We start from the raw sequence: 18,831 nt of genomic DNA on the forward strand, positions 1-18,831 counted from the left end.
ACCTTAGCCCGTCCTCACGGACGCCGGAAGAGGTAACGGAGCGGGGACCGAAGGTGCTGAGCCGATTGCTTCCGCGTACGGCGCGCTGCGTGCCTACCGCGTCTTCGCAAAGAGCCATTCAAGGATCGGCGGGATGAAGTCCGGATAGTTGTGCGCCTCGGGATCCGGCCCGCGGATCGCCACCGCCTCGTCGATTTCCGGATGCGGGTCGGTCGCGACATGCTCGGCCACCTTCGCCACGATTTCGTCGGCCGTCGCCGCCAGCCGGTGGATGCGGAAAACCGTGAGGGTGCCGTTCATGTGCACCGCCTGGTAGCCGGGCTCCGCTGTTGCGTCGGAGAGCTGGATGCCGGTCTCCTCCCGCACCTCGCGCGCAATGTTGCCGTCGAGGTCGCAGCGCCCGTCGATGATATCCTCGGGCTCCAAGGAGCCACCGGGGCTGTAGACGCGCCCCGGATTGGCCGTATGGCTGCCCATGCGAATGGCGATCATCGCACCGTCCGAGGAAAGGATGAGCGGCATGCCGAAGATGTGCAGGGCCCCGGGGCTGCGGCTCCTTCGCCACCAGAGAAAGGTGGAATACGGAACGACATGGCCGGTCGCGGCAATCCGCCCGTCCTCGATGCGGATCGCCCGCTGCAGCACCATCCTGCCGTCGAAGAGGTGCGGGTTGGCGGCAATCTCGTGCTGCCAGCTTTCCCGCGCGCGCTCCGCCTCGGTCACATGGTAGGGATGTTGCTCGGGGGAAACATCGATCCGGACTGCCGAGATCGGGAAGATCGTGCCCTCGGCGGGCCATTCGGCGCGGTTACTTTGAACAAGGCTCATGGTCAGATATCCAGTGTCATCGCGACCGGGCAATGGTCGGAGGCCTTCGGCCGGTCCCAACCGGTGCGCGGGTAGCGTTCCACCTCCTGCCCTTCCGGAAAGATCGTTCGGAACGGCTGGCCGGCGCGAATGATCTCCGGCGCCCGGCTCGCGTTGCGGCTGGCGAGCGCGGGCGACAGCCAGATGTAGTCGAGCTGGCAGAGGTGCCGCTCCGCCGGCCCACGGCTGTGGAACAGCGTCCAGCGGTCGAGTACCGGCCGGCGCAGCATCGGGTTTTCGACAAAGCCGTCGAACGAGAGGATGTCGAGCGCACTCTCTGTCTCCTCGCTCGGCACGAATTCGTAGCCGTCGCGTCGGTCGCCACGGATCTCCACCTTCTCCTGATAGTCGTTCATGTCGCCGCAGATCGCGAACATCTTGTCGGCAGTGCGGCCCCGCCCGAAGCGGCTTTCGATGATGTGGCGCACGGCCTTGGCCTCGGCAACGCGGAGCGGCATCGTCGCCTGCCGGCCGTCGAGCCCCTCGCGCGCCGGCCCCATCGACTTGAAGTGCACGACATAGAGCGTCAGCGGCCGGCCGCCGATCCTCAGGTCCACCTCCAGGCAGTCGCGCTTGAAGATGCGGTCGCCCGGCCGGTTGGTTTGCGCCAGCTCGTCGTTGAACAGGTCGAGATCGGCATAGGTGAGCCCCGCATGGCTCTTGACGTCGAGGCACTCGATCGGCTGCCCGTCGCGCGTCTCCTCGCGCATCAGCACGGCAACGTCGATGCCGCGCGAGTCATTACCCTCGATCAGGTATTTCTGCCGGTAGCCGTTGCCGACCATGCGGAAGAGATAGCCGTATTCGAAGGCCTGCAGCGCCGCCATGTTGTCGGCCTCCTGCAGGCAGAGGATATCCGCATCGCAGTCGGCGATCGCCAGCGCCGACATCTGCCGCGTGTCGTCCGTATGCGCGATCGTGCGCGCCTCCTCCAGCCGCTGATATTCCGCCTCGCTCCTGACGTCGAACAGCCTCAGCACCCGATCCTGCTTCAACTGGTTGCGAAAGCCGGAAAAATCGAAGCGGCTCATGAGGTTTTCGATATTGAAGGTGGCAAGGCGAAGCGACATCAGGCAATTCCGGTGTGAAATTGCCGCGGAGCTTACTGCATGATTCTTTAAATCGGAATCGATTTAAGGACAAAATCATGCAGCAATTCAAAGTGCTACAGCGACCTTTGTGCGTCCGATCACTGTACACGACAGTAGCCAGCTTCTACCTCGTTGGTTGCGGTACGGTAACGCATCTCCTCCTGCCCTCATTCCTGTGCTTGTCACAGTTGCCAGCCAGCCCAAGTCCTTGGGCTGAAAAGACTCTTCCGCGCCGCAGACGCGACGCTGCTGGATTCCTGTGACAAGCACAGGAATGAGGGCGAAAAAAGCGTCCGCCAAGCCAATTGAACTACTGTCGTGTACTGTGGCGTCCGATTGGACGCGCGGCGCTGTAGAGCCCTCGCTCGCAGTGTATCCTAATCGAGCCAGCCGAACTTCTTGAGCCAGGTCGAATTCCATTCCATCAGCGCGTCCTGCGCCTCTTCATAGTAACGCGACGCGACCTCGTGATCCCGCGTCGCCCATTGCAGCTGATCACCTTCCGCCTCTGCCAGTCCACGAACAGCCTGCTCGTAAGCATCCTCCGCCTCTTCCAGATCCTCCTCGAGGTAGCGGGACGAACTGTAACCGGTGATATCGGCGATGTTGTGCAGGATCTTGCTATCGAAAATCTTGTAGCCGACGAAGATCTCACCTTCCGCAAAGCGGTCGCGATTGCTCCTGATCGTCATGGTGATCGCGTTGGCAATCGCTTCTTCCAGCGGCATTCCCGGCTGGTTCGCCTGCTGATCCATGATCCTCGCGGCAAAGGCCTCGCGATTGGACTCGATCACCTTCTTCAGCGTCTCCTTGATATTTGGATCGCTGGACTTGAACTTCTCGGAGTCGATGAATTTCATCGCGATCGAGACGAGGGAATCCTGCTTCTCTGCGAGATCCAGCAGCGCGCTGTTGACGGCTGCGACTGCTTGCGTCTGAGCGGCGCTCGGCTCGCTCGACACCTTGTTAGCCGCCTCCAGCAGCGGATCGGCCGCGCTCGGCGGCTTGTCATCCGCAACTCTGCTTTGCTGTAAAATCAGGAGGGCCGCGGTGTTGTCGGAGACGGATGATACTGAGGTCATTGCCTGTTCCCTGTTGTAGGGGACCAGTCCGCGCTCATGCGGGCGATTCCCACTCTACGAAACCGGCGTTCACGCAGGCATGGTTGCAGTGGAGCAACCCTAGATTGCTTTGGTTAACAAAGATTGAAGCGCAATCGAGGCTCCGCCGCCCCATCGCTACGGCCCCACTTGAACCGAAAAGGGGGCTCCTTACCGCGCCGGCGCGCCATTCGCGTAAAGATGGAGCGCCCGGTAAACCGCCGTATGCGCCGGAGTCGGCACGCCGAGTTCCTGACCAAGCGCGTGCATCCGGCCCGACAGCCATTCGAGCTCGATCCGCTTGCCGCGCTGAAGGTCACTGGCCATGGAGGACTGCGTTTCCGGCGGCAACATCTGCCACAACGACGTCGTCTGCTGCACGTAACCCTCCGGCATCGGGTGGCCCTTGGCCGCGGCGATCGCCATGCCCTCGTCGCGCAGTTGCTCCAAGAATTTCCGGCCCTCCGGGTCGGCGACGATCGCGCCGATGCCGGAGCGCATCAGGCTGGTGCCGCCGGCAAAGGCGGCAAGGGTCACGAACTTCATCCACAGCACCGGCTCGACATCGTCGACCACCTGGAGGGAGATTCCTTCGGCACGCGCGCAGGCGTCGCGGAAGGCGGCGATCATCAGGTCGCTGCGCCCGCCGACCGTCATCTGTGTCATCCCGCTTGTCTGCTTTATCAGGCCCGGCTCTTCCAGATAGGTGGAAATATAGATGGCGCCGCCGACGACCTGCGAGCGCGGCACCGAGCGCGCGAGGATATCGACCCCGTCGACGCCGTTCTGCAGCGTCAGGACGATCGTCTTCGGCCCGATCATGGGGACGATCGCGGCCGCCGCTTGCTCGCTGTCGTAGAGCTTGACCGCGAAGATCACGAGGTCGACGACGCCGACCTCGGCGGGATCGTCAGTGGCGTTGACGCTCGGCAGGCTGACATTGCCGAGCGGGCTTTCGAGCCTGAGCCCCCGGCTGCGCATCGCGTAAAGATGCTCGCCGCGCGCGATGAAAGTGACGTCCTCGCCCGCTTTTTGAAGCCGCAGGCCGATATAGCCCCCAATGCCGCCCGAGCCCATCACCGCGATCCGCATGGCTTTCCCTCCCCGCGCTCTTCTTCGCGCAAGATATCAGTTTCGCCTTTCGGCGGCACGGTCAAATTATGCCTCTCCTCAAGCGACGGACCAGCCACCATCGACAAGGAGATTAAGCCCTGTGATCAGCGAAGCGGCCGGCGAAGCCAGGAAGACGACGGCGCCGACGACGTCGTCCGTGTCGCCGATCCGGCCGAGTGGAATATGGCCGAGCGTCCGCTGGTAGAAGTCCTTGTCCGAGAGCGCCGGCTTCGTCCCGTCGGTCCAGATGAAGGTCGGGGCGACGGTGTTGACGGTGATGCCGTGGCGCGCCCATTCGGCGGCGAGGCAGCGGGAGAGATGGTTGATCGCCGCCTTGCTCGTGCAATAGATCGCCTCGCCGCGCAGCGTCACCGTGCCCGCCTGTGAGCTGATGCTGATGATGCGGCCGGCCTTCTGGGCGATCATCTGCCGGCCGACCGCCTGGGTCATCAGGAAGGTGCCCTTGACGTTGACGTTCAGGATCTCGTCGAGATCGGCCTCGACGACGTCCTCCGCCAGGTTGCCGGGCGCGACGCCGACATTGTTGACGAGCACGTCGATCCGCTCGAACATCGCGATCGCTTCGGCGACCGAGGCGTCGATGTCGGCGCGTTTCGAAAGATCGAGCCGCACGGGAAGGACTTTCCGTCCCATCTCCCGGATCTCGCCGATCAGTTCCGCGGACGCCGCGCTGTCGCGCAGGCCGAGCACGATGTCCGAGCCCGCGGCCGCACAGGCGAGCGCGCAGGCGCGGCCGATCCCGCGCGAAGCGCCCGTCACGAAAGTCACCTTGCCGGCAAGGCTGAAATCCGGCGCATGCTTGAGTTCGTTTCCCACGGTGCCCTCCTCCAGCAATTCGCGGGCAATGAATGGAGCGAAGCGGAGAAACTCCAGCGCCGGTCGAAATCGGCTGTGATCCCGCCCACAACATCGCTCACTGTTTCAGCGCGCCGCTCTTCTTCGCCACCCAGGTGGCGACGTAGTCCATCAGCTCGGGCGACAGGCAGTCATAGGGCTCCAGCCCGATCCGCCTCAAGTGATTGCGCACGCCGTTCATCTTCGCGGGATCGACGCCGCTTTCGATGATCGAGGAAACGAAGGCGGCAAAGCCCGGTTCCGGCCAGCCGCTCTCCTCGAAACGTTCGGGATGAATGAAGTCGAGACCCTGGAACGGGTGCTCGCGCTCCACCGGTCCGTACATGTGCACGCCGCATTCCTTGCAGGCGTGCCGCCGGATAAGCGCGCTCGGATCGACGATTTCGAGCTTGTCGCCGTTTTCGGCGACGGTGATGCTGTCATGCGGTGCAACCGCAACGATCGAGAAGGCCGCCCCCTTCGGCTTCCAGCACTTGGTGCAGCCGCAGGCGTGATTGTGGGCGATCCCGCCGTTGACGCGGACCCTGACGGGACGGTCCTTGCAGGCGCAGACCAGCGTCCCGCCGCTGAAGGTGGCGCTCCCCTTGGCCATGCCGGCGTCGAGATAAGGGTGCAGTGCAACGGGAATTTCCATGTTTTCCTCCCTTAGATCACGATGATTGTCTCGCCGGACGCCCCCCGTGCCGGCGGCAACCTCATGTTTCATTCTCCCCTTCTGGAATATACCACCGCATCTGCAAGATTGTCTCCGGGAGCGCAGGCGACGCGTGGCAATCCGGAGGGCTCGCCGTGGTAACCGCGAGGATTGCACCCCGCACACGACGCTTGCGTCTATTGGGGAACCGGCGCCGGGCAAAGCCTGCTGTCGTTGGAGGACATCGGCCCGAAACTCTCCTCGGGCTGGCGGCATTCGATCTTCGTGCCCACGACACTATCCCAGCCGTCCATGATGATCTGCCTCGCCCTTTTTTGCTCTTCGGCACTTGGAAAGGCAGGATCGGCATAGCCCACACCGCCCTCGAACGGCGGCAGGCGGTTGCGCAGTTCGGCCGGTACCTTTTCGTTGCGCACGAGGTCCGCAAGGCGGATCGGCGAACAATGGCCCTTCAGGAAGGCGAGCTGCGCCTCGTCCGAGTAGAGATATTCCATCCACAGCCGCGCCGCATGCGGGTGCAGAGCCCGGGCGCTGATCGCCTGCACGTAGATACCCGCGACGGCGCCGGTCTTCGGCTTGACGATTTCGACCTTGGTTTTCCCCGCAAGGCGGTCGCGGTCGCCGCGCGCCAGATAGTCCCATCGGATGAGGATCGGCGTACGGCCGTCGGCCAGCGAGCGGTAATCGCCGACGATCGGAACGAAATTGCCCTTGCCGTGGAGATTAGCGAAGAACTTGAGCCCCTGATTGGCGGCTTCCTCCCTATTCCCGTTCGCGGCCGAAAGACCCGCGGCGAACACGCCCTGGATCGCCTGGTTCGAGAAAATATCGCCGGCGAGGCCGACAGCGTTCCTGTATTCGGGGGCGAGAAGGTCGGACCAGTCCTTGGGCAGCTTGGCGACCAGGTTCGCGTTCACCTCGAAAGCGAGCACACCGTAGTAATCGCCGTACCAGTACCCGTCCGCGTCCTTGGCGGCCTCCGGGATCGTGTCCCAGGTAGAGACCTTGTAGGGCTGCAGCAGACCCTCGCTCTTCGCCGCCGGGGCGAAGGCGAGACCGATATCGATCACGTCCGGCATCTCCGCGCCGGCCTTGCCCGGCTGCGTCGTGATGGCCTCGATCTCCTTGGCGGACGGAGCGTCGGGCTGGAGCTCGTTGACGCTCAGCCCGTATTTCGCGGCAAAGCCATCGATGATGTCGCCGTATTCGCACCAGTCGCGCGGCAGCGCGATGACGGTGAGCTGCCCTTCTTTTTTGGCGGCCGCCACCAGTTCATCCATAGCGTCAGCGGACGCCGTCGGGGCGAATGCCACAAAGGCACGCGCCGCAGCCGCCGCCAGGATTATCGCATACCACCTTCGTCTCACGGCCCGTCCCTCCCCCGAGCTTATGGACAGCGGCTGGAAGAATTTTAGCACCTTCTAAAAGCCTCAGAAAGCGCTCGTCGCATCGTCCGCTTCGCACCAAACAAGGCATCTTCCCTGCAGCAACGGCCGTGCTACAGTTTGCGTTACAGCGCCGCGCGTCCAACCGGACGCGCAACGGTCGCTGTAGCACTTTGAATTGCTGCATGCGTCATGGGGCTGACGGGGGGTGAAATCCGGATGAAGGCTTTGGTTGCGAAGGTCGCTGCGGCTGCCTTCGTTCTGTTTGCCCGCGCGATAACCGCGGTTCGCGCCATCTGGCCGGAAGAAGGATTGCCGGCCAAGCCTTGCGTCTATTTTGCCAATCATTCGAGCCACGGCGATTTCGTCCTTGTCTGGGCCGTGCTGCCGCCGAGGCTCAGGCACCGGACCCGCCCGGTGGCAGGCGCCGAATACTGGCTGAAATCGCATACCAACGCCTTCATCGGGCGCGACGTCTTCAATGCAGTGCTGATCGAGCGTGAGCGGGAGAAGCGGACGCAGGATCCGGTCGCCCTGATGGTCTCGGCAATCGATGACGGCTCGTCGCTGATCCTCTTTCCCGAGGGCACGCGCAATCAGACCGAGGAAAGGCTGCTCCCCTTCAAGAGCGGCATTTTCCATCTGGTCGATCAGCGCCCGGAGGTCGATCTCGTGCCGGTATGGATCAACAATTTGAACCGCGTCATGCCGAAGGGCGAGATCGTGCCGATCCCGCTGATCTGCACCGTCACCTTCGGCAACACGCTCCGCGTCGCACCCGGCGAAGACAAGGAAGCATTTCTCGAACGGATGCGTGCCGCCCTCCTGGCGCTTGCTCCGAAACCGGCAGGGAGCGGCGAATGACTGCGGCAAGCTCCGATCTCGTCACCCTCGTCCTCGGCATCTTCGGCGTGCTGATCGTCGCCTCCGCGGTCGGCTGCCTGCTCGAGCGGCGTCTCGCGACCGACGGACCGAACGCGGCGGTCGAAAACCTCAATGCCCGCATCCGCGCCTGGTGGGCGATGGTCATCCTGATCGGCCTCGCCTTCATCGCCGGCCGCGTCGGCGTTCTCTTCCTCTTCGCCTTCTGCTCCTTTGCGGCGCTCAGGGAATTCATCACGCTGATCTACACCCGGCGCGCCGACCACTGGGCACTCGCCTCGGCCTTCTTCCTGGTCCTGCCGATCCAGTATTACCTGCTCTGGGCCGAGGAATACGGCATTTTCTCGATCTTCATCCCCGTCTATGCCTTCCTGCTGATGCCGATCGTTTCGGTGCTGCGGGGCGATACGGAGCGTTTCCTGCTTCGCGTCGCCGAAGTGCAATGGGCCCTGATGATCTGCGTCTTCTGCGTCTCGCACGTGCCGGCGTTGCTGACCCTCGACATACCCGGCTACGAAGGGCGCAACGTGCTGCTGATCGCCTTCCTGGTGATCGTCGTGCAACTGAGCGACGTGCTGCAATATGTCTGGGGCAAGCTCTTCGGCCGCACCAAGATCGCGCCGAATCTCTCGCCGTCGAAGACGGTCGAGGGCTTTGTCGGCGGCGTTGCCAGCGCCACGCTGATCGGGGCGGCCCTCTGGTGGATCACGCCGTTCACGCCGGTACAGGCGGGCCTCCTGTCGTTCATCATCACCCTCATGGGCTTTCTCGGAGGGCTGGTGATGTCGGCGATCAAGCGCGACCGCGGCGTCAAGGACTGGGGCCAGCTCATCGAGGGTCATGGCGGGCTGATCGACAGGCTGGATTCCGTCGTCTTCTCCGCGCCGATCTTCTTCCACGTCGTGCGCTACTGGTGGTCCCTCTCATGAGGGTGTTGAGCCGCTGGGCGAGAAGCAGCATGGTGCACGTGCTCTTCGCCTTTCTGGCCATGGGCGGCTGGGCGGTCTTCGCCAACAGCGGCCATCCCATGCCACAGCCGCTTATCTCGGGCTTTCTGCAAGGCGCTTTGTCGGCCGGCCTCACGCTTTTCCTCAAGTCCGTGATCGACGGGCTATCGAGGCGCTTCGGCGGGCCTTCGCGTTTCTGGGCGCCGCCGCTGATCGCCTGCCTCGGCTCGGCAAGCCTGCTGGTAACGCTCCACGCCCTTGGTAGAACGCCCGAAATACTGAAAACCGTCGCGGTTCCGCTGCTGGTCTCGACGACCTACGGGTGGACCTATGCGTATTCGATCTCCAGGAAGAGAGGCGAACCATGACCGAGACAGGCGACCGGCGGCCGCTTGCAAGCCGCAACACGCGCTGGGCTGGCACGATCGCCCGATGGATGGCGGCGCGGGCGATCACGCCCAATCAGATCTCGCAGGCGAGCATGGTGGCGGCCGCTCTCGCCGGCGGGGCGTTCCTCCTGGCGGGTCAGAGCATGGGCGCGACGCGGATCGTCTGCCTGCTTCTAGCAGCCCTGTTCTGCCAGCTCCGGCTGCTCTGCAACCTCTTCGACGGCATGGTCGCCGTCGAGGGCGGCAAGGGCGAGCCGGATGGCCCCTTCTGGAACGAGTTTCCCGATCGTGTCGCCGACATCCTGATATTCGCGGGGCTCGGCTACGGCATCGGCGCACCCGGCCTCGGCTGGGCGGCCGCCGCCTTCGCCGTGCTCACCGCCTATATCCGCGAGCTTGGCCGCGCCACCGGAAACCCGAGCGATTTTTCCGGGCCGATGGCCAAGCAGCACCGCATGGCGACGGTCACCGCCGCCGCGGCCATCTCCATCCTGGAGCCCGTATGGCAAGGCCATAACGAGGTGCTGGCGATCGGCCTCTGGGTTGTCGCACTCGGCGCGGCGCTGACGGCGTTCCGCCGCGGACAGACATTGGTGCGGCGGCTGAAAGAGCCGGGCAAACACTGATCCTGCCACTGCCGGCGAGCTGCGACGAAAGATTGGCTTCGATATAGCTGGTTGTCTTGCGCAGCCGCTACGGTGCAGGCGGCAGCGCCCGGGAACCTCCAGTTCAATCCTTTCCCGCGAGCAGCCGCCCCTCGACCCGCGCCAGTGCGCGTTCGAACACTGCCGTATCGTCGAGCGCGCGACCGAGAACCAGTGCGCCCTGAATGGCGATCACCGCCTCTTCGGCAAGCTCGCCCGCTCTGGCCGGGTCATTGCCAGCTTTTTCGAGAGCCGTGGCGAGCGCCGCCCGCCACTCGGCGAAATAGTCGCGCACCTGATCGGCGAAGCGGTCCCGGACATCGTCGAGCGCGAAGGCGCCGACGAGGCAGACGCGGCGGCCCGAGCGGAAATAGTCCGCCACCGACCGGCACATGGCGCTGATCGCCATGCGGGGATCCTCCGCCTCGCGAAGCGGCAGGTAGACGTGTTCCTCGAACCATTGGCCGATGTCGCGGAGCACCGTCGTCGCCATCTCCTCCTTCCCGCCCGGGAAGAAATGGTAGAGGCTGCCCTTGCCGAGCCCGGTCTTCTCGCTGATGACCGAAAGGCTCGCGCCTTCGAAGCCATGCTCCCGGAAAATCTCGGCGAGGACGGGAGTGACGTCCGAGCGCTCCGCGACGATCTTTGCCATGATGTTACAATCCGAGTTCCGAAAGGCCGGGATGATCCGCCGGCCGCGGCCCGGACCTGTCCCAGAAGAACTTCCGGTCCGCTTCCTTGATCGGCATGTCGTTGATCGAGGCGTGGCGCGTGTGCATCAGGCCGTTTTCATCGAACTCCCAGTTCTCGTTGCCATAGGCGCGATACCAGTTGCCGGCGTCATCGTGATACTCATAGGCGAAGCGCACCGCGATCCGGTTGCCGTCATGCGCCCAGAGCTCCTTGATCAGGCGATATTCGAGCTCCTTATTCCACTTGCGCGTCAGGAAAGCGACAATCGCCTCACGGCCCTCCACGAATTCAGCGCGGTTGCGCCAATGGCTGTCGACGGTATAGGCGCGCGACACTCTTTCCGGATCGCGGCTGTTCCATCCGTCTTCGGCAGCGCGGATCTTTTGAATGGCGGTCTCGCGGGTGAAGGGCGGCAGCGGCGGACGTTGTTCGGACATCTTCATCTCCTTCGTTAGCCAGTGTACTGATCGGTCAACTATGTTCCAATCGGTACAGCCAAGACGGAGGCACGTCAATGCCGACGTTTCGTGCACCGCCAATTTGCCGTGCGAATCTGAAAAACACGCGCAAAACCGCCCCCGTACCGTGATGCCGCCACTGGCCAGTTTTGCTGCACCATGGGTTCTGGTAAGTGTGTCGTACAATCGCCGGTGGAGGCGACTCAGGAGGAACTTGATTGCGTCTCGCAGCACGAATACTCGTCGCCGTCTTTCTCGCCCTTGCCACCGCGCTCGTTACCGTCTGGGCGGCGCTCGCCCTTTGGTACCGCCTTCCCTTTCCGGAGCTGGCGAAAGCCGTGGCGAGCGGTGCTTTTGTCCTGCTTGGCCTCGCCACGATCGTCGCGCTCTTCACCCGCTGGCGTTACCGCGCCGGCGCCGTATTTATCGTGGCGCTTGGCGTCATGCTCGGCTGGTGGAGCACGATCAGGCCGCCGAGGGACGCCGACTGGGCGCCGGACGTCGCGCGCCAGGTGACGGGCACGCTGAACGGCAATCTGCTGACGCTCACGAATGTCCGCGACTTCGAGTGGCGCAGCAATAGCGACTTCACCGAACGCTGGACGACCCGCACCTACGATCTCGACAAGCTGCGGTCGCTCGATCTCTTCATGTCCTACTGGGCCGGCCCGGAAATGGCGCATGTCATCATGAGCTTCGGCTTCGAGGGCGGCGACCAGCTCGCCTGGTCGATCGAGGTGAAGCGGCGCATCGGCGGCCAGTTCTCGCCCGTTGCCGATCTTTTCAAGAGCAATCCGCTGGTGATCGTCGCAGCCGATGAGCGCGACGTCGTCCGCGTGCGGTCGAACGTTCGCGGAGAGGACGTCCAGATCTATCGTCTCAGGGCCCCGCCGGAAGCCGCCAAGACACTGCTGCTCGAATATGTCCGGGACGCCAACGCGCTCGCCACGACGCCGGAGTTCTACAACTCGATCACCACCAACTGCACGACGACCATCGTCAAGATGATGCGCGCCGTCGGCGACGTCGTCCCCGGTGACTGGCGGCTGATCGTCAACGGCTATCTTCCCGACTATGCCTATGATCGCGGCGCGGTGGACACGAGCCTGCCGCTTGCCGAATTGCGGACGCTCGCCCACATCAAGGACCGAGCTCAGGCGGCCGGCCTGTCCCCGGACTTTTCCGGGCTGATCCGCGTCGGAGTGCCCTCCCCGCCGCCGCGCACGCCTTGATGCTGTTCGGCACGGTCGGCGCGACCTTGAAGAGCGCCGTCACGCCTTCCAGGCGGCCTCGCTCTTTTGTTCATAGTGGGTGAAGGCCTTGACCAGCCCGCCGAGCACCTCCGCCGAGGTCTCGAACATCGCCTTGAATTGCGGGTCGTCGACCTTGTCGATGTCCTCACGCAGGTGGACGATGAGGGCGTTCAGCTCGCCCTTCATCTTCTGCGTATGATGCGTCGCATTTGCATCGGTGTGAGCCATCTCTGCTCTCCCTTCGAAATCGGTTGGACGACGGCACCGCGCCCTCCTCAGACGCCGAAAAGCTCGCCGGTAACAGTTTGAATTTACGCACGATTCCTTCCAGTTTCCATTTGGATCAGGAAACCATGCCACAGGCTGAACGTTTCGGATTTCGCTTGGTTCCGGGAGCGACCGTCGTCGCACGGAAGACAATCGTGTTTCGTTACAGATCGCCCCTAAAAGTTACTGGACCGGGGCCTGGGATTTGGCAAATATGAGCACGCAAATCCGTGAGAATTCTTTTCAAAGAATTCATTTCAGTAGCCATTTAGATCAGAGCTCGCTGGTGTCAGTCGGGCTCTGATTGTGAGTGCGAACTCGCAGGAATGGCGGCGGTTCCCGGGGGGGGGGTGTAAACGGATTGGCCCCGAAGTTTTCGTCGGGCGGGCACGGCGTTTCTGGCAATAGATGAGCGCCAGTAGATTGGCAGGCATTTCGTCGCAGACTACCATCAGAGCCCGTTTCTTTTGGAGCGGGCTCTGTTTTTGCGTTTCGGGGCACGGCGCGATGCCAGGAACCAAAGATCGGGAGAAGCGTTCGGGGACTTCGGAAGGAGAGCATCCGATGGAACCGATTTTCACTCGATTTGCGAACAAGATGTCCGATCTCGCCGGGCGGCCGGCGACATTCGCCATCGCATTCCTGTCGATCGTCATCTGGGGCTTATGTGGGCCGGTATTCGATTTCTCGCAAAACTGGCAACTCGTAGTAAATACCACGACAACGATCACGACATTCCTGATGGTTTTCGTTCTGCAGAACTCGCAAAACCGCGATGGCCAGGCCCTTCAGGCCAAGCTCGATGAGTTGATCCGCACCAGCAGTGCCGAAAATCGCTTCATGGGCATCGAGGAACTCGACGGCAAGGAACTGAGGAAGGCTCGCGACGACATAAACGGCAAGGCTGAAGCGCAAGAGCGCTGCACCGGAAGCAGCGCCGAGTGAACCATGCCCGCATCAATCTCCAGTTCGGGAGATCGAAATGCGCATCCACGGAAACGCCTGCGGTCACAACCTCAACGACAACGCCCGCCTGTTGTCTGTCCCGTCGACGGCCCCTTCCGCCGCTTCCCGTAGGCCGGTGCCCGCGACCGCGATCCGCTCATCAACCCCGTTGAGAGGATCGCGCCGGATTGCGAGCATCGGTCAAGACCGGCGGACACCGCTTCGGCTGCTCGTGGCAAGCTTCAGCCATGGCGCCGTATGGAAGACGCTCATGAGCAGGTACATCAGCGCCATCCCGTCCAGGGGCAAACCGTCTGGCGTGGAGGAGCAGATCATGTCGGCGCCACCCGTTGCAGCCGTCAGCAGTGCCATGACCGCGAAAGTGGGGGCAGCGGCAAGGCACAGCCAGTCGGCTGCGCCTTTCGAGTTCTCGGGATGGCGCAACATCGGATGTCAGCCCCGGCCATAGGCGTCGCGGTGGCGCCACCAGATTCCGTGCTCGTTGCGCCCCAGGGGAGCCCGGTCGAGCCATTGGTACACACCCCAAAGCCCGTCCAGTCCGCGCGCATAGCTGGAATAGCTGTGATAGACGACGCCGTCGTCGAGCACGAAGGCGCTGACGCCCGGCCTGTCGCGCGTGTAAGTGGGCACATCGGTTCCCGTCATGGCCGCGATTTGGGCAACCGGTCCTTCGTCGCCGCGCCACTCCTGAACGGTCTTTCCGGCAAGCGGCTCCGGCGCCGGCGGCTCGCGGCGGAAGTTGTATTCTATCGTCCCCTTGCGCTGTTCTTCCTCCGTGAACCAGACGCTGAAGTCGCGGTTGAAATCGCCGTCGTTCGAGGAGGCCCAGGGAAAGGTCCAGCCCATCCGCTGCTTGAACGCCTGCAGTTTTGCAAGCGGCGCGCGCGACACCGCCGAGAAGGCGACATCGTGGTTCTCAAGATGGACGACGATGCCGTTGAACCCGTCCGCGATCGAGGAGCAGGACGGGCACCCGGCCGTGTAGTCGGGGCCGAACATGAAGTGGTAAACGAGGAGCTGCGAGCGCCCCTTGAAGAGGTCTTTCAGCGAGACGTTTCCTTCCTCGGTGTCGAACCGGTAATCCTTGTCGATCCGCACCCAGGGCAGCGCTTGGCGCCTCGTCGCCAGTTCGTCGCTGCGCCGCGTCAGCTCCTTCTCCTCCTGGAGCAGGTCGAGTCGCGCCGCCAGCCACTCTTCACGGGTTCCGGTTGCATGTGCCGTCATCACTCTTCTCCTTTAGCCATCTGTCGTCGTACCTTCCCGGCGCGACGTGTTGCTTCGTGAGCAAGGTTAGGAGCGGATTTCGAATGGTGAGAGTGACAAGTGTGACGGGATTCCGATGGACTCGCTGATCACGGCCGCGGCACGCGCGCTTGCGACGGGCGATCCCCTCGGTGCCTTGAAGCGGGTTGCGCTGCGCGACGACCCGCCCGCGCTCGCGCTTCGGGGCATCGCAATGGCGCAGCTCGGCGATCTTGTCCGGGCAAAGGCGCTGTTGAAGAGCGCCGCGCGCGCCTTCGGGCGGAGGGAAGCCGTGGCGCGCGCCCGCTGCGTCGTCGCCGAAGCCGAAATCGCGCTCGTCTCGCGCGATCTCACTTGGCCTGCAAGGGCCCTCGACGCCGCGCGCGCGACGCTCGAAGCGCATGGCGACCGGGTGAATGCCGCCCATGCACTGAACGTCGAGGTCCGGCGCCTGCTGCTGATCGGCCGCCTCGACGAGGCCGAGCGCATGCTCGCCGGGTTCGATCCCTCCCCGCTTCCGCCGGGCTTGCGGGCCGCCCATGAGCTGGCCGTTGCGGGCATCGCCGCCCGGCGCCTGCAGACGCAGGCCGCCCGCGCGGCGCTCACCCGCGCCGCCGAAGCCGCGCGCGTGGCGGATATCCCGGCGCTGACGGCGGAGGTCGAAAACGCATCGCTGGTGCTGAAGACGCCGGCGGCGCGGCTGATTGCGCGAGGCGACGAACGGCCCCTCCTGCTTGAGGAGGTCGAGGCGCTGCTTTCGTCCGGGGCCCTCGTCATCGACGCCTGCCGCAACGTCGTCAGGGACGAGAGGCTGGCGGTCTCGCTCGCGACGCGCCCGATCCTGTTCGCGCTGGCGCGTGCGCTCGCCGAAGCCTGGCCGGGAGACGTGACGAGAAGCACGCTCCTTTCCCGCGCCTTCCGCGCCAAACACGCCGACGAATCCCATCGCGCGCGGCTCCGGGTCGAAATCGGCCGGCTTCGCGCCGAGCTTCGGGCGCTCGCAGACATAAGCGCGACGAAACGAGGTTTTGCGCTGGCACCGCGCCACGCGCGCGAGGTCGTCGTGCTGGCGCCGCCCGTCGAAGAGCGGCACGCGGCGGTGCTCGCCTTCCTTGCCGACGGCGAGTCCTGGTCGAGCTCGGCACTGGCAATCGCGCTTGGCGCGAGCCCCCGCACGGTGCAACGAGCGCTCGAACAGCTCGCGGCGGACGGAAAGGTGCAGGCCTTCGGCCGCGGGCCGGCGCGCCGCTGGATGACCCCGCCGCTCACCGGTTTCCCGACAATCTTGTTACTCCCCGGCCCGCTGCCGAGCGACTAGTTTACCGCAACGGCGTCATCAGCCACGGCCGGATTGATGCAAGCTGGATAAAGACAGATACTTCCAGCAGCTGATAAGACGCGCGGCGCTGTAAGTGGGAGAGGCGCGATGGACATTCGATCGACACTGACGGAGCTGTGCGGAGCCTTCAACGCCCATGATCTCGATCGCATCATGACGTTCTTTTCTGACGATTGCGTCCTGGAGATGCCGAGAGGAAGCAAGCCCTGGGGCTCGCGTTTCGAGGGCAAACAGAACGTACGTGAAGCGCTGGCAACACGCTTCGAAGGCCTGCCTGATGTCCACTACGGCAACGACGAGCATTTTGTCGATGCCGCAGCCGATACCGGCATCTCGAAGTGGACCCTCACCGGCACGACCCGTGAGGGGACGAGAATCGAGGTCCGCGGTTGTGACTTCTACACGTTTCGCAACGGGAAGGTGATCCGCAAGGACTCCTATTGGAAAATCGTCGAGTAAACCGGCGATGCTGGCCGATCGGATCGATCGGCGCACCGCAAGCCAAATGCTGCAGAGAGCTTTGTACCGCGCTGCAGGAGATCATGCATCAGGAGGAAAGCATGAAACGATCCGCCGCCGAAATCCTTCGTGAATACGGCCCCTTCCCCGAAGCAGACAACGTGCACGGCGTCACCTTCGACGGCAGTCACCTCTGGTTCGCCTCCGGCGACCGGTTGAACGCCGTCGATCCGGCGAGCGGAGAACTGACGCGCTCGATCGATGTTGCCGCCCATGCGGGAACCGCTTTCGACGGCCGGCACCTGTTCCAGATCGCCGAGGACCGCATCCAGAAAATCGATCCGAAGACCGGCCGGGTGCTCGCGACCATCCCGGCGCCGGGCGGCGGCGGTGACTCGGGGCTCGCCTGGGCCGAAGGCACGCTCTGGGTGGGCCAGCACCGGGGCCGCAGGATCCACCAGATCGATCCCGAGACCGGCAAAATCCTCCGCACTATCGAATCCAACCGCGTCGTCACCGGCGTCACCTGGATCGACGGCGAGCTCTGGCACGGCACCTGGGAGGGCGACGAGAGCGATGTCAGGCATATCGATCCCAAAACGGGCGCGGTCCTGGAGCGACTCGACATGCCGCCTGGCGTGGGCGTGTCCGGGCTTGAGTCCGACGGCGGCGACCGCTTCTTCTGCGGCGGGGGGCGTGCCGGCAAGATCAGAGCCATCCGGAGGCCGAGGTAGGATGGGCGATCCGCCGCCGAACCCGCGCCGGACGCAATGACCGGCGACAGGTGGAGGTCGCGCTACGCCAGCTACAGATTTTTTTCGAGGCATGTCGATTTTCAAGCAACTCGTTCGTCTTTGAAAAGCGCCGCTCATCTGAGGCCCGGCGTCGCCAATTTTTCCACGAGGTCTTTCCATGTCGAATGTGCAGGTTCAGACGCAAAGTTCATATCGCTGGGTGATTGTCGCCGCCGGTGGCCTGTTGGGCTGCATCGCGATCGGCGCCATGTTTTCGCTGCCGGTTTTCCTCCGGCCCATTTCCGAAGACACCGGGTGGTCCGTCACCGGTGTTTCCAGTGCCATGACCATCGGGTTTATCGCCATGGCGCTCGCAAGCATGATCTGGGGCAGTCTGTCGGACCGCTGGGGGCCGCGCGTTGTCGTGTCGATTGGCTCGGCCGTCCTGGCCGCAGCGCTGGCTCTCGCGAGCCAGGCGAGCTCGCTCATAGAGTTTCAGTTCGTCTTCGGGTTGGCTGTCGGTGGTGCGACCGCCGCGATCTTTGCGCCGATGATGGCCTGCGTGACCGGCTGGTTCGACACGCAACGCAGCCTTGCCGTGTCTCTCGTGTCAGCCGGCATGGGCATGGCGCCCATGACCATGTCTCCCTTCGCGGCCTGGCTCGTGACTATCTATGATTGGAGAACGTCCCTGCTGATCATCGCCGCCCTTACCGGGGCCGTGATGCTCCCCGTCGCGCTGCTCGTCCGCCGCCCGCCCGCTCTCGATGGCCCAAATGCCGTCGCCTCTTCGGATGGAGAGCAGCCCGACATGTCCGTCGGGCAGGCGATGCGGTCGCCCCAGTTCATCATCCTGTTTCTGACGAACTTCTTCTGTTGCGCCACCCACTCAGGCCCGATCTTCCACACGGTGAGCTACGCGATCAGTTGCGGCATCCCGATGATTGCGGCCGTCTCGATCTACAGCGTGGAAGGGCTTGCCGGCATGGGCGGTCGCGTCGCCTTCGGTATCTTCGGGGACCGGTTCGGCGCCAAGCGCGTCCTGGTCTCAGGGCTGTTGCTGCAGGCATTCGGCGCACTGGCCTATTTTTTCGTCCGCGATCTCGGCGCGTTTTATGCCGTGGCGGCCGTGTTCGGCTTCATCTACGCCGGCATCATGCCGCTCTATGCCGTCATCGCCCGCGAGAATTTCCCGCTGCGCATGATGGGCACCGTGATCGGCGGAACGGCAATGGCCGGTAGCCTGGGCATGGCAACCGGACCCTTGGCCGGAGGGCTGATCTACGACACCTTCGCGAGCTACGGCTGGCTCTATATCGGCGCCTGGGGCATCGGGATCGGCGCCTTCCTGATCGCCCTAACCTTCAGGCCCTTCCCCAAGGCCAAGGCCGAGCCCGCCCCATTGCCTGCGTAAGGGAGACGAATGCGGTCGGCCGCGACAGGGCGTGTCGCGGCCGCTTCGCTGCCCCGC

The 18,831-nt window shown here is 63.9% G+C and carries 21 protein-coding genes and 1 pseudogene; 10 read left to right on the top strand and 12 right to left on the bottom strand.

Going from position 1 to position 18,831, the window contains the following annotated elements:
• Positions 1–93 precede the first annotated feature (93 nt).
• The 7 genes from QN222_RS03715 to QN222_RS03745 form a co-directional block, all read right to left on the bottom strand.
• Complete coding sequence (locus tag QN222_RS03715) at positions 94–828, bottom strand: NUDIX hydrolase (protein ID WP_283963307.1); 735 nt, start codon at positions 826–828, stop codon at positions 94–96.
• Positions 829–830: 2 nt separating this feature from the next.
• Positions 831–1,937: an endonuclease/exonuclease/phosphatase family protein gene (locus QN222_RS03720; RefSeq protein WP_283963308.1), complete on the bottom strand. Its 1,107-nt coding sequence runs from the start codon at positions 1,935–1,937 to the stop codon at positions 831–833.
• A 398-nt stretch (positions 1,938–2,335) separates the two neighbouring features.
• Positions 2,336–3,040, bottom strand: coding sequence for a hypothetical protein (locus QN222_RS03725; protein ID WP_283963309.1), 705 nt, complete (start codon positions 3,038–3,040; stop codon positions 2,336–2,338).
• Between the two features lie 189 nt (positions 3,041–3,229).
• On the bottom strand, positions 3,230–4,150 hold the full coding sequence (locus QN222_RS03730) for a 2-dehydropantoate 2-reductase (protein WP_283963310.1): 921 nt from the start codon (positions 4,148–4,150) through the stop codon (positions 3,230–3,232).
• Between the two features lie 78 nt (positions 4,151–4,228).
• The gene (locus QN222_RS03735) at positions 4,229–5,008 is read right to left on the bottom strand and encodes an SDR family oxidoreductase (protein ID WP_283963311.1); all 780 of its coding nucleotides are present in this window, start codon (positions 5,006–5,008) and stop codon (positions 4,229–4,231) included.
• Between the two features lie 97 nt (positions 5,009–5,105).
• Complete coding sequence (gene gfa, locus QN222_RS03740; protein ID WP_283963312.1) at positions 5,106–5,681, bottom strand: S-(hydroxymethyl)glutathione synthase; 576 nt, start codon at positions 5,679–5,681, stop codon at positions 5,106–5,108.
• 197 nt (positions 5,682–5,878) lie between these two features.
• Positions 5,879–7,069, bottom strand: a complete 1,191-nt coding sequence (locus tag QN222_RS03745) for an ABC transporter substrate-binding protein (RefSeq protein ID WP_283963313.1) — start codon at positions 7,067–7,069, stop codon at positions 5,879–5,881.
• A 237-nt stretch (positions 7,070–7,306) separates the two neighbouring features.
• Here QN222_RS03745 and QN222_RS03750 point away from each other — a divergent pair, with 237 nt between their 5' ends.
• Genes QN222_RS03750 through QN222_RS03765 form a run of 4 tightly spaced genes read left to right on the top strand, consistent with a single transcriptional unit; the run spans position 7,307 to position 9,931 of the window.
• Positions 7,307–7,951, top strand: a complete 645-nt coding sequence (locus QN222_RS03750) for a lysophospholipid acyltransferase family protein (RefSeq protein ID WP_283963314.1) — start codon at positions 7,307–7,309, stop codon at positions 7,949–7,951.
• Positions 7,948–8,898, top strand: a complete 951-nt coding sequence (locus QN222_RS03755) for a phosphatidate cytidylyltransferase (protein WP_283963315.1) — start codon at positions 7,948–7,950, stop codon at positions 8,896–8,898. The genes QN222_RS03750 and QN222_RS03755 overlap by 4 nt, the downstream gene beginning before the upstream one ends.
• The gene (locus tag QN222_RS03760; RefSeq protein WP_283963316.1) at positions 8,895–9,284 is read left to right on the top strand and encodes a hypothetical protein; all 390 of its coding nucleotides are present in this window, start codon (positions 8,895–8,897) and stop codon (positions 9,282–9,284) included. The genes QN222_RS03755 and QN222_RS03760 overlap by 4 nt, the downstream gene beginning before the upstream one ends.
• A complete protein-coding gene (locus QN222_RS03765) occupies positions 9,281–9,931 on the top strand; it encodes a CDP-alcohol phosphatidyltransferase family protein (RefSeq protein ID WP_283963317.1) in 651 nt (216 codons plus the stop codon). The genes QN222_RS03760 and QN222_RS03765 overlap by 4 nt, the downstream gene beginning before the upstream one ends.
• A 103-nt stretch (positions 9,932–10,034) precedes the next feature.
• Here QN222_RS03765 and QN222_RS03770 read toward each other — a convergent pair whose 3' ends face one another.
• On the bottom strand, positions 10,035–10,601 hold the full coding sequence (locus tag QN222_RS03770; protein WP_283963318.1) for a TetR/AcrR family transcriptional regulator: 567 nt from the start codon (positions 10,599–10,601) through the stop codon (positions 10,035–10,037).
• 4 nt (positions 10,602–10,605) lie between these two features.
• Entirely contained in the window at positions 10,606–11,079 is a 474-nt protein-coding gene (locus tag QN222_RS03775; RefSeq protein ID WP_283963319.1) for a nuclear transport factor 2 family protein, read from the bottom strand.
• A 239-nt stretch (positions 11,080–11,318) separates the two neighbouring features.
• Between QN222_RS03775 and QN222_RS03780 the strand changes: the two genes are divergently transcribed.
• Positions 11,319–12,332: a DUF4105 domain-containing protein gene (locus tag QN222_RS03780; protein WP_283963320.1), complete on the top strand. Its 1,014-nt coding sequence runs from the start codon at positions 11,319–11,321 to the stop codon at positions 12,330–12,332.
• A gap of 39 nt (positions 12,333–12,371) precedes the next feature.
• Here the strand turns inward: QN222_RS03780 and QN222_RS03785 are convergent, their stop codons facing one another.
• Positions 12,372–12,581, bottom strand: coding sequence for a hypothetical protein (locus QN222_RS03785; protein ID WP_283963321.1), 210 nt, complete (start codon positions 12,579–12,581; stop codon positions 12,372–12,374).
• Between the two features lie 603 nt (positions 12,582–13,184).
• On the opposite strand from QN222_RS03785, the gene QN222_RS03790 reads away from it, so the two are divergent.
• Positions 13,185–13,565: a low affinity iron permease family protein gene (locus QN222_RS03790; protein ID WP_283963322.1), complete on the top strand. Its 381-nt coding sequence runs from the start codon at positions 13,185–13,187 to the stop codon at positions 13,563–13,565.
• Positions 13,566–13,766: 201 nt separating this feature from the next.
• On the opposite strand, the pseudogene QN222_RS03795 reads toward QN222_RS03790, so the two are convergent.
• A pseudogene (locus tag QN222_RS03795) lies at positions 13,767–13,979 on the bottom strand (hypothetical protein); the annotation flags it as partial.
• Between the two features lie 39 nt (positions 13,980–14,018).
• The gene (locus QN222_RS03800) at positions 14,019–14,810 is read right to left on the bottom strand and encodes a thioredoxin family protein (protein WP_283963323.1); all 792 of its coding nucleotides are present in this window, start codon (positions 14,808–14,810) and stop codon (positions 14,019–14,021) included.
• A gap of 115 nt (positions 14,811–14,925) precedes the next feature.
• Here QN222_RS03800 and QN222_RS03805 point away from each other — a divergent pair, with 115 nt between their 5' ends.
• From QN222_RS03805 to QN222_RS03820, 4 genes are all read left to right on the top strand, one after another.
• Positions 14,926–16,146 carry a helix-turn-helix domain-containing protein gene (locus tag QN222_RS03805; RefSeq protein ID WP_284005232.1) on the top strand — a complete coding sequence of 407 codons (1,221 nt, stop codon included), beginning with the start codon at positions 14,926–14,928 and terminating at the stop codon, positions 16,144–16,146.
• Positions 16,147–16,254: 108 nt separating this feature from the next.
• Complete coding sequence (locus QN222_RS03810) at positions 16,255–16,626, top strand: nuclear transport factor 2 family protein (protein WP_283965265.1); 372 nt, start codon at positions 16,255–16,257, stop codon at positions 16,624–16,626.
• 101 nt (positions 16,627–16,727) lie between these two features.
• The gene (locus QN222_RS03815) at positions 16,728–17,360 is read left to right on the top strand and encodes a PQQ-binding-like beta-propeller repeat protein (protein WP_283965266.1); all 633 of its coding nucleotides are present in this window, start codon (positions 16,728–16,730) and stop codon (positions 17,358–17,360) included.
• A gap of 178 nt (positions 17,361–17,538) precedes the next feature.
• The gene (locus QN222_RS03820; protein ID WP_283965267.1) at positions 17,539–18,774 is read left to right on the top strand and encodes an MFS transporter; all 1,236 of its coding nucleotides are present in this window, start codon (positions 17,539–17,541) and stop codon (positions 18,772–18,774) included.
• Positions 18,775–18,831 lie beyond the last annotated feature (57 nt).

Source organism: Sinorhizobium sp. 6-70 (assembly GCF_030124375.1).
Lineage (GTDB): Bacteria > Pseudomonadota > Alphaproteobacteria > Rhizobiales > Rhizobiaceae > Sinorhizobium.

Coding starts and splice junctions, on each gene's coding strand:
- QN222_RS03725 (WP_283963309.1), bottom strand. CDS start 3,040: ATGACCTCAGTATCATCCGTCTCCGACAACACCGCGGCCCTCCTGATT.
- QN222_RS03730 (WP_283963310.1), bottom strand. CDS start 4,150: ATGCGGATCGCGGTGATGGGCTCGGGCGGCATTGGGGGCTATATCGGC.
- gfa (WP_283963312.1), bottom strand. CDS start 5,681: ATGGAAATTCCCGTTGCACTGCACCCTTATCTCGACGCCGGCATGGCC.
- QN222_RS03715 (WP_283963307.1), bottom strand. CDS start 828: ATGAGCCTTGTTCAAAGTAACCGCGCCGAATGGCCCGCCGAGGGCACG.
- QN222_RS03765 (WP_283963317.1), top strand. CDS start 9,281: ATGACCGAGACAGGCGACCGGCGGCCGCTTGCAAGCCGCAACACGCGC.
- QN222_RS03785 (WP_283963321.1), bottom strand. CDS start 12,581: ATGGCTCACACCGATGCAAATGCGACGCATCATACGCAGAAGATGAAG.
- QN222_RS03790 (WP_283963322.1), top strand. CDS start 13,185: ATGGAACCGATTTTCACTCGATTTGCGAACAAGATGTCCGATCTCGCC.
- QN222_RS03770 (WP_283963318.1), bottom strand. CDS start 10,601: ATGGCAAAGATCGTCGCGGAGCGCTCGGACGTCACTCCCGTCCTCGCC.
- QN222_RS03775 (WP_283963319.1), bottom strand. CDS start 11,079: ATGTCCGAACAACGTCCGCCGCTGCCGCCCTTCACCCGCGAGACCGCC.
- QN222_RS03800 (WP_283963323.1), bottom strand. CDS start 14,810: ATGACGGCACATGCAACCGGAACCCGTGAAGAGTGGCTGGCGGCGCGA.
- QN222_RS03760 (WP_283963316.1), top strand. CDS start 8,895: ATGAGGGTGTTGAGCCGCTGGGCGAGAAGCAGCATGGTGCACGTGCTC.
- QN222_RS03750 (WP_283963314.1), top strand. CDS start 7,307: ATGAAGGCTTTGGTTGCGAAGGTCGCTGCGGCTGCCTTCGTTCTGTTT.
- QN222_RS03720 (WP_283963308.1), bottom strand. CDS start 1,937: ATGTCGCTTCGCCTTGCCACCTTCAATATCGAAAACCTCATGAGCCGC.
- QN222_RS03755 (WP_283963315.1), top strand. CDS start 7,948: ATGACTGCGGCAAGCTCCGATCTCGTCACCCTCGTCCTCGGCATCTTC.
- QN222_RS03810 (WP_283965265.1), top strand. CDS start 16,255: ATGGACATTCGATCGACACTGACGGAGCTGTGCGGAGCCTTCAACGCC.
- QN222_RS03815 (WP_283965266.1), top strand. CDS start 16,728: ATGAAACGATCCGCCGCCGAAATCCTTCGTGAATACGGCCCCTTCCCC.
- QN222_RS03820 (WP_283965267.1), top strand. CDS start 17,539: ATGTCGAATGTGCAGGTTCAGACGCAAAGTTCATATCGCTGGGTGATT.
- QN222_RS03805 (WP_284005232.1), top strand. CDS start 14,926: ATGGACTCGCTGATCACGGCCGCGGCACGCGCGCTTGCGACGGGCGAT.